This window comes from Protofrankia sp. Cj3 (assembly GCF_917627355.1).
Lineage (GTDB): Bacteria > Actinomycetota > Actinomycetes > Frankiales > Frankiaceae > Protofrankia.
Window position 1 is genome coordinate 1 of sequence record NZ_CAKJTR010000199.1, and the last position, 8,341, is coordinate 8,341.

The 8,341-nt window shown below is 67.5% G+C and carries 7 protein-coding genes and 2 pseudogenes; 6 read left to right on the plus strand and 3 right to left on the minus strand.

Annotation, left to right across the window (positions count from 1 at the left end; translation table 11 throughout):
• Positions 1 to 295 (plus strand): annotated as a pseudogene (locus MJ783_RS19850) (ABC transporter ATP-binding protein); the annotation flags it as partial.
• Positions 296 to 458: 163 nt separating this feature from the next.
• On the opposite strand, the gene MJ783_RS19855 reads toward MJ783_RS19850, so the two are convergent.
• Positions 459 to 1,448 carry an acyl-CoA desaturase gene (locus MJ783_RS19855; RefSeq protein WP_239312531.1) on the minus strand — a complete coding sequence of 330 codons (990 nt, stop codon included), beginning with the start codon at positions 1,446 to 1,448 and terminating at the stop codon, positions 459 to 461.
• 473 nt (positions 1,449 to 1,921) lie between these two features.
• On the opposite strand from MJ783_RS19855, the gene glmU reads away from it, so the two are divergent.
• The 3 genes from glmU (at position 1,922) to MJ783_RS19870 (ending at position 5,676) form a co-directional block, all read left to right on the plus strand.
• On the plus strand, positions 1,922 to 3,415 hold the full coding sequence (gene glmU, locus MJ783_RS19860) for a bifunctional UDP-N-acetylglucosamine diphosphorylase/glucosamine-1-phosphate N-acetyltransferase GlmU (protein ID WP_239312532.1): 1,494 nt from the start codon (positions 1,922 to 1,924) through the stop codon (positions 3,413 to 3,415).
• Positions 3,416 to 3,476: 61 nt separating this feature from the next.
• Entirely contained in the window at positions 3,477 to 4,451 is a 975-nt protein-coding gene (locus MJ783_RS19865) for a ribose-phosphate diphosphokinase (RefSeq protein ID WP_239312534.1), read from the plus strand.
• Between the two features lie 133 nt (positions 4,452 to 4,584).
• Positions 4,585 to 5,676: an esterase family protein gene (locus MJ783_RS19870; protein WP_239312536.1), complete on the plus strand. Its 1,092-nt coding sequence runs from the start codon at positions 4,585 to 4,587 to the stop codon at positions 5,674 to 5,676.
• A gap of 89 nt (positions 5,677 to 5,765) precedes the next feature.
• Here MJ783_RS19870 and MJ783_RS19875 read toward each other — a convergent pair whose 3' ends face one another.
• A complete protein-coding gene (locus MJ783_RS19875) occupies positions 5,766 to 6,461 on the minus strand; it encodes a NeuD/PglB/VioB family sugar acetyltransferase (protein WP_239312548.1) in 696 nt (231 codons plus the stop codon).
• Positions 6,462 to 6,628: 167 nt separating this feature from the next.
• Between MJ783_RS19875 and MJ783_RS19880 the strand changes: the two genes are divergently transcribed.
• Positions 6,629 to 7,270 (plus strand): 50S ribosomal protein L25/general stress protein Ctc, encoded by a 642-nt coding sequence (locus MJ783_RS19880; protein WP_239312550.1) that lies wholly within the window; start codon positions 6,629 to 6,631, stop codon positions 7,268 to 7,270.
• A gap of 19 nt (positions 7,271 to 7,289) precedes the next feature.
• A complete protein-coding gene (gene pth / locus MJ783_RS19885) occupies positions 7,290 to 7,895 on the plus strand; it encodes an aminoacyl-tRNA hydrolase (RefSeq protein WP_239312552.1) in 606 nt (201 codons plus the stop codon).
• Positions 7,896 to 7,947: 52 nt separating this feature from the next.
• Here pth and MJ783_RS19890 read toward each other — a convergent pair.
• Positions 7,948 to 8,341 (minus strand): annotated as a pseudogene (locus tag MJ783_RS19890) (hypothetical protein); the annotation flags it as partial.

An 8,341-nucleotide genomic window follows, 5' to 3' on the forward strand; every position in this document is an offset into this window, starting at 1 on the left:
CGGCTCGGCCAGCGGTGGCGGCGGTGGTAGCGGCGGTGGCGTCCGGCCCGCCGCGGGCACGGTCGCGCCCGCGGCGGGCCGGACGCGGGTCGCGCGCAAGGAACTCAACCGGCTGGAGCGCGCGCTGGAGCGGCTGGGACGTCAGGAGACCGCTCTGCACGCGGCGCTTGCGGAGGCGGCTGCCGACCATGAGCGTCTACTCGCGCTCGACGCCGACCTGCGCGCGGTAGTCGCGGAAAAGGCTCGGACCGAGGATGCCTGGCTCGCTCTCGCGACCGACCTCGAGGATGCCTGACCCGCTTCATCCGGACAGCGCCTTCAGCCAACCCGTTTCGCGCATCAACGAGGTACGCGTCAACCAGGTAAGAGGCTCCGGCAACAGGGATTCGGTTTGGCCGGCGACGCAGCCGGGGCGCGCGTCTGAACGCGCCCCGCCGAAATGACGCTTCCGAACACGCTCAGGACGTTGGCTGGACTTCTTTTGCCCGGATGCGTTCGGGAACTGGCCAACGGACATCATGGACGATTCGCAGCGTTTCCAACAGCTTGATCAGATAGGCGCTGGTGTCCAGTTGCCAGGGCTTGACCCCGTGGCGGGCCAGGGTTGGTTCGGCATGATGCAGGTTGTGCCAGGACTCGCCCATCGAAAGGAAGGCGAGCGGCCAGACATTTCCGGAACGGTCCCGCGATATGTACGGGTGCTTGCCGACGACATGACAGATGCTGTTGGTCGACCATGTCACGTGGTGCAGCAGGGCCACCCGGACCAGGCTCGCCCAGAAGAACGCCTGCAGCGCGGCTTCGAACGAGCCTCGCCACAGCCCGCCGATGAGCGCGGGCGCGGCGAGGCTCACCGCGGCGCAGAGCGCGAACATCCGGCTGACCCGGACCATGTCAGCGTCGTTGAGCAGGTCCGGAGCGTATCGGCGCTGGTCGGTCTGCTCGACGTCGAACAGCCAGCCGATGTGAGCGTGCCACAGGCCCTTGGCCACTGCCCGGGTGCCGGTGCCATAGCGCCACGGTGAGTGCGGGTCACCCTCCTTGTCGCTGAAGGCGTGGTGGCGCCGGTGGTCGGCGACCCAGCGGATCACCGGTCCCTCGATCGCCATGTTGCCGGCGATGGCGAGCGCGACACGTACGGGCCTGGAGGTCTTGAAGCCGCGGTGTGTGAAGTAGCGGTGGAAACCAATGGTCACACCATGGCCGGTGATCATATACATGGTCGCGGCCAGGAGCACGTCCTGCCAGCTGATCCACCGATTCCACAGCAGGGGTACCGCCGCGGCCAGCGCCGTCAGGGGAAGCACGATGATCGTGGCCAGCGTGATCTGTTCACCGCGGGCCTTGAGCGATGAACGCGGCGCGACGGTGTGGCGGGGCGGGGCGGTCACCCCAGGTGCCGCGCGGGCCGTGACGCCCGTCGCGTTCACTGTGTCTGTAGTGGTCATGAGACAATCCCCGCCCATCGGTCGTGTTCGTTGCCACGACGGCTTCCGTTGGGTCACGGTAGCTTGTTGCGGCAGTGTGTGGTGCTCGCCACGGGGAACATCCGTGCAAACAATCCGTGCGGCCGGGCTGACCGTCATGAGCCGGACACCCGCCGGCGTGATTGTGTGATCTTTGGCGGATTGGGTTCGTGCTGGTATACTGCGATCGATTTTCCTCGATCCGCCGTGGTGTAATCGGCAGCACAGGAGATTTTGGTTCTTCTAGTCCACGTTCGAGTCGTGGCGGCGGAGCGAGAGGTTCGACCGATGGCTACCAGCGTGACGTGCGGTCGGTTTATCCTTGTTGGGCTGTTTGTCGTCGCCCGAATTGTTCTTCCTGCCCATGATGGCGGCCGGTAAACCGTATCCGGTAAGCCGTGACCCGGTAAGCTCACCGTACACTGACGTTGATGTCCGCGATCACGGGAGCTCGTGTGAGTCAACCACGTCCGGCGGCAGTTGTCGTCCTCGCGGCAGGCGAGGGTAAACGGATGCGTTCCACCATCCCCAAAGTGTTGCAGCGTATTGCGGGCCGATCCCTGCTTGAGCACGTCCTCGCCGCGGTGGCTCCGCTCGACGCGCGGCGGCAGCTCGTGGTGGTCGGGCACGCGCGGGAACAGGTGATCGCGGCGGTCGCCGGACGAGCCCCGGCCGTGTCGCCGGTCGTGCAGGACGACCAGCGTGGCACCGGGCACGCGGTCCGGGCCGCGCTGCGGGCGGTGGCGGGTATCCAGCCGGATGAGCTGGTGGTCGTGGTCCCCGGGGACACCCCGCTGTTGACCGGCGCGACGATGGTGGCGCTGCTGGCCGAGCATGTCCGCGCGGACGCGTCGGCAACCGTGCTGACCGCCGAGCTTTCCGATCCGACCGGCTACGGCCGGGTGATTCGTGGACCGTCGGGTGACGTCCGGGCGATTGTCGAGCAGTCGGACGCGGACCCCGTCACCGCGGCCATCCGCGAGATCAATACCGGCGTGTACGTGTTCACGGCGGGTCCGTTGGTCGAGGCGCTGACATCCCTGACAACTGACAATGCCCAGGGTGAGGAATATCTGACCGACGTGATCGGGGTGCTTTTCGCACGCCGGCAGGCCGTGGCCGCCTGTCCGCTCGACGATCCGGGCGAGGCGTTCGGCGTGAACGACCGGGTCCAGCTCGCCGCGGCCGGAATCACCATGCGGGACAGAATTGTCACCGCGGCGATGCGGGCGGGCACCACGGTGGTGGATCCGTCCACCACCTGGATCGACGTCGATGTCGTCCTGGAGGCGGACACGACGCTGCTGCCGAACACGTTCCTGCACGGCAGCACCCGGGTGGCCGCCGCGGCCGTGGTCGGTCCGGACTGCACCCTGACCGACACGGTGGTCGGGGCTGGGGCCACCGTCAGCCGTACCACCGCGGCCGATTCAGTGATCGGGCCGGATTGCGTTGTCGGTCCGTACACGCACCTGCGCCCGGGAACGCACATCGGGCACGGGGTTAAGCTGGGTGCCTTTGTGGAGACCAAGTCAGCCCAGGTCGCTGACGGTGCGAAAGTGCCTCATCTGGCTTACGTCGGCGACGCGGTGATCGGCGAACGTAGCAATATCGGGTGTGGGACGATCTTCGCTAACTACGATGGCATTGCCAAGCACCGTACGGTGATCGGTATGGATGTCAAGATCGGTAGTGACACCGTGCTGGTCGCGCCGGTGCGGGTGGGAGACGGTGCGTACACGGGTGCCGGTTCGATTATCACGGAGGATGTGCGACCGGGAGCGCTGGCCGTTCGGGAGGGCCGGCAGCGCACGATCGAGGGATGGGTGCAACGGCGCCGGCCGGGAACCGCGGCGGCTCGGGCCGCAACGGGCGATGTGGCTGGTGAACCCGGCCGGACGGGCACCTCCGCCAGCATTGCTGGCATGACCGGTGGGGGCCGGCTGTAGATACCTAGCGGATGCCGATGGGAACCGATCGTAATCGAATGGACCAGGTTGGAGAATCCTGATGGGCTACCAGACCGAGAACCGGCGCAACCTGATGCTTTTCGGTGGTCGGGCACATCCTGAACTGGTGGCCGAGGTGGCCGGCGCGCTTGACGTCGTGCCGGTGCCCACCAGCGCCTATGAGTTCTCCAACGGAGAGATCTTCGTAAGGTTCGAGGAGTCGGTTCGCGGGTGTGACGCCTTCGTGCTGCAGTGTCACTCCGCGCCGGTGAACACCTGGCTGATGGAGCAGCTCATCATGGTGGACGCGCTCAAGCGCGCAAACGCCAAACGCATCACCGTGGTGGCCCCCTTCTACCCGTACGCCCGGCAGGACAAGAAGCACCGCGGCCGGGAGCCGATCTCGGCCCGGCTGATCGCGGATCTGTTCAAGACCGCCGGTGCGCACCGGCTGATGTCGGTCGATCTACACACCGCCCAGATCCAGGGGTTCTTCGACGGGCCGGTTGACCATCTCTTCGCGTTGCCGTTGCTCACCGACTACATCGAGAGCAAGCTCGACACCTCCGCTGTAACGGTGGTGGCCCCGGACGCCGGCCGCGTCCGCGTTGCCGAGCGCTGGACCGACCGGCTCGGCTGCCCGCTCGCCATCATCCACAAACGACGCGACCCGGATGTACCGAACCAGGTCAAGATGTTCGACGTGGTCGGAGAGGTCAGGGGCCGGACCTGTGTCATCGTCGACGACATGATCGATACTGCGGGCACCATCACCAAGGCGGCCGAGGCGCTGAGCGAGAACGGCGCAACCGAGGTGATCGCCGCCGCGACCCACGGCGTGCTTTCCGGGCCCGCCGTCGACCGCCTGAAGAACTCCGACATCAGTGAGGTCGTGCTCACCAACACGTTGCCGCTGCGCAGCGAGGCCCGCATTGACAAAATCACAGAATTGTCGATCGCGCCGCTGTTGGCTGCCGCGATCAGGGCCGTCTTTGAGGACGGATCGGTGACTGAGCTCTTCGGCGGGGACGCATGACCGCCGGATCAGCTGTGTATCCGCCTGCCTGACCGCGAGTGTCCGTGTTCACTGTTCCGGCGCTGCCCGTGCCGCCCGTGCCGCCCGTGCGGACACGAGCGGCGCGGGCGGCATCGGCCCCGGTGACTGTGCGATGAGCGGTTTTCCTGTTCTGTCCGGAGCCTTCATCGGTGTTCTCTCCATGGCGGCGACAGCCATGTGGATCGTGCTGTTCCGTATCCACCGGAAGTCGCCGCGAGCGCCCAGGGCCGTGGTTTGTCTCATGGCGGTGCTGCTCACGATCACGGTGGCGGCTGACGCGGTCAACGCCTACTTCAGCTACCTCCCCCGGCTCGGGGATGTGATCGGAGCGGCCACGGAGGGGGGCTCCGACCCACATCTGAGGACCACGGACCTGCGCCCTTCGACGACGTCAGCCACCGTGCGTTCGCATCCGCACGGAGCGGTTCTGGCCCTCCCAGTCCCCGACAGGGGCAGCGGATTCGGGGCGACGACCGCACTCGTCTATCTTCCACCGCAGTACTTCGACCGGTCACAACGGCGCTTTCCGGTGCTTTACCTCATCCACGGGTCACCTGGGATCCCAGCTGACTGGTTGCGGGGTGGGCAGGCGGCCGATGCCGGTGACCGGGTCGCGGTCACCGGCCATCCGGTGATCATAGTGATGCCGCGCATGAGCCATGGCTGGCTTGACGACCCCGAGTGCGTTGACGGCATCGGTGAGCGCGTCGAGACCCACCTGCTGCGTGATGTCGTACCGGCGGTCGAGGCGACGCTGCGGATCGAGCCCGGATGGACCAACCGGGGCATCGCCGGGATGTCCGCCGGCGGTTACTGCGCGCTTAATCTTGGGCTGCGGAACAGATCCATGTTCGGGTCGATCATAGACATGTCCGGGCTGACTCGCCCGACCCACACCGGCGGCCTGAGGCCGTTGTTCGGGGCCGGTCCGCAGGCGCCGGCCGCCGCGCTGGCGAACAGCCCGGATCTCTACATCGATGGCCTCGGTCCGGGCCCGCGGCCGCAGGTCTGGCTTGACGTGGGACGTCATGACCGCAAGGTCGCGGGCGCCATGAGGCACATGCACGATCTTCTCGACGCGGACGGCTACCCGGTGCAGCTGCACGTGCGGCCAGGAGTACACACGTTCACCGTCTGGCGGCCGGCGTTGCGGGACGCGCTTTCCTGGTTCGCGGCTGACGTCGCGCGGGTGTCCGCCGCGTAGCGACCCGCGGGCAGAGGGGATCCGCGCTGGGCACGGCGGCCGGCACCTCGCGCCATCGGTCCCGGGCACTGGGTCGGTGGTCTCAGTGGTCAGTGGTCAGTGCGGACCGTGCCGCTGCCAACGCTGGTGGCGGGCGCGGCGCCGCGCAGGAAGCGGGCCGGGCTGCCGACCCAGACCTCGGCCGCGGGCACATCGGTGAGTACGACCGTGCCCATGCCGACCGTTGACCACGGGCCGACCGAGAGGTTCTCCCGGACCAGCGCGCCCGCGCCGACGTAGGCGCCCGCACCCACGCGCACCCCGCCGGCCAGCGAGACCGACGCGCAGATCGTCGCGAAGTCCTCCACGACGTCGTCATGGGTGAGCACCGAGTTCGGCATGATCGCCACGTGGTTACCAATCGTGACAGCGGTGGTCATGGTGATGCCACCCAGCAGGATCGATCCGTGACCAACCGTGCAGGACGGTGGTACATGGACCCCAGGATGGACGACGGTGGCGAAGCGCTCCGCGCCGATGCCAGCCGCGGCCAGCCGGGCGGCGAGCCGCGCTCGTACCGCGCCGGAACCGGGGCAGAGCAGCACCAGCGCGTCCGGCATGCTGGTGATGACCTCGGTGCCACCGAGCACGGGCAGACCGTCCAGCACACAGCCCCAGCGGGCCGGGTTGTCGTCGGTGAAGCCGAGCAGCCGATGGCTGTCCGCGGCGTGCACGGCCTGCGCCGTCTCACGGGCGAGCCCGCCCGCACCGACCAACAGCAGCGGCTGACGTGCGCGATCTGTCACGGGACCTGTTATAGCTCGTACCGATGCGAGGCTGACCCACCGGAGGGCGGGTCAGCCCTGCCGCGTCCCGTCCGGTACTGTGAAGGACCGCGCTGTTCCGGCAGGCGCTTCCCGCTTGTTTCGCGCCGCGCCGTTGTTCCCCAGCCTGTAGGAGGATGAGTACCGCCATGTCCGAGGTCCGCATTGCCGCGGAGCCGCGTACCGAGTTCGGCAAGGGCGGGGCTCGTCGTACCCGCAAGGCCGGCAAGGTCCCGGCCGTTCTGTACGGTCACGGTCAACCGCCCCGCCATATCTCGCTGCAGGCCCACGAGCTCCTGCACGCGTTCAAAACCAGTGCCGGCACGAATGTGCTGCTCCGGCTGGAGCTGTCCGACGGGACTCAGCTCGCTCTTCCCAAGGACGTCCAGCGGCATCCGATCAGAGGTAGTTTCGAACACGTCGACCTGGTCATCATCCGTACCGGCGAGCGGGTCACCGTGGAGGTCCCGGTCGTACTGGTCGGTGACGCCCACAGCGACACTCTCGTCGACCAGCAGCTGACCACCGTCTCGGTGCGGGCCGACGCGACTGACATCCCCGGGTCGATCGAGGTCGACATTGCCGGCCTCGAACCCGGCGCGAACATCAATGCTGGTCAGCTCATCCTGCCCGCGGGTTCCATCCTGGACACCGACGCGGGGCAGGTCGTCGTCCAGGGGCTGGCGAAGTTGACGGTCGCCCAGATGGACGCCGAACTCGCCGGGGCCGAGCAGGCAGCCGGCGGCGTGACAGCCGCCGCGGCGGGCGAGAAGACCGACGCCTCGGCCTGATGAGCCCGCTGGTGGTGTCATGACCGGCTTGGGAGCCGATGGCGCGGTTGCCGGGCCATGGCTGGTCGTCGGACTGGGCAATCCCGGTCCGACGTACGCCGGTAACCGGCACAACATCGGCTTCATGGTCCTCGATCTGCTTGCCGAGCGGGTCGGGGACCGTTTTCGGACCCATCGGGCACGCGCCGACGTCATGCAGACGCGGCTTGCCGGGGCCCAGGCGGTGCTTGCCAAGCCACATTCGTTCATGAACGCCTCGGGCGGCCCGGTCGCGGCTCTGCGTGCCTTTTTCAAGGCTGAGGTAGGACGAGTTCTGGTCGTGCACGACGAGCTGGATATCCCTTTCGGAGCTGTCCGGCTCAAGCTCGGCGGCGGCGACAACGGTCATAATGGTCTACGATCCGTTACGGCTTCGCTGGGCTCGCGTGACTACCTGCGAGTTCGGCTCGGTATTGGGCGTCCACCCGGTCGGATGGACCCCGCCGACTTCGTCCTGCGGGACTTTTCCTCGGTCGAGCGCAAGGAACTCGCCGTCGTGGTGGACACCGCGGCGGACGCGGTCGAACAGGTCGTCGCCGAAGGGCTGGCCGCGGCCCAGAATCGTTTTCACTCACTGACCCGGTAGCGGCCCGCTGGCCCGCTGGCCCGCTGGTGACCCGGTCGACGCGCCGCTCTGGTCAGCCCGAGATCCCGGTCTGGACGAAAGCGGGCGACCACGCCTGCGCCACCAGTACCCGAGGGGTACCAGACCCATCAGCGGCCACTCCCCACACATCATTGATCACGCTGTCCTGGTCCGAGGTTCTCGGCAGGCCGTAGGCAACGGTGTTCTGGTCGAACCAGGCAGCCTGGTCATCAACGCTACGGGTCTCGGCGAGCGGTGTCTCGCGCATCGTCGCGAGGTCCAGCACGGTCAGCCGCCACTGCACCAGGCTTCCCTGGGCGCGTTTCTTGAAGGCGATCCGGGTTCCGTCCGGTGACAGGGACGGGCATTCGACGTTGGTCGTCAGGGTGCGCAGCGTCCGCGTCCTGATGCTGCCGACCACAAGATAGGTCTGGCCACCGGTGGAC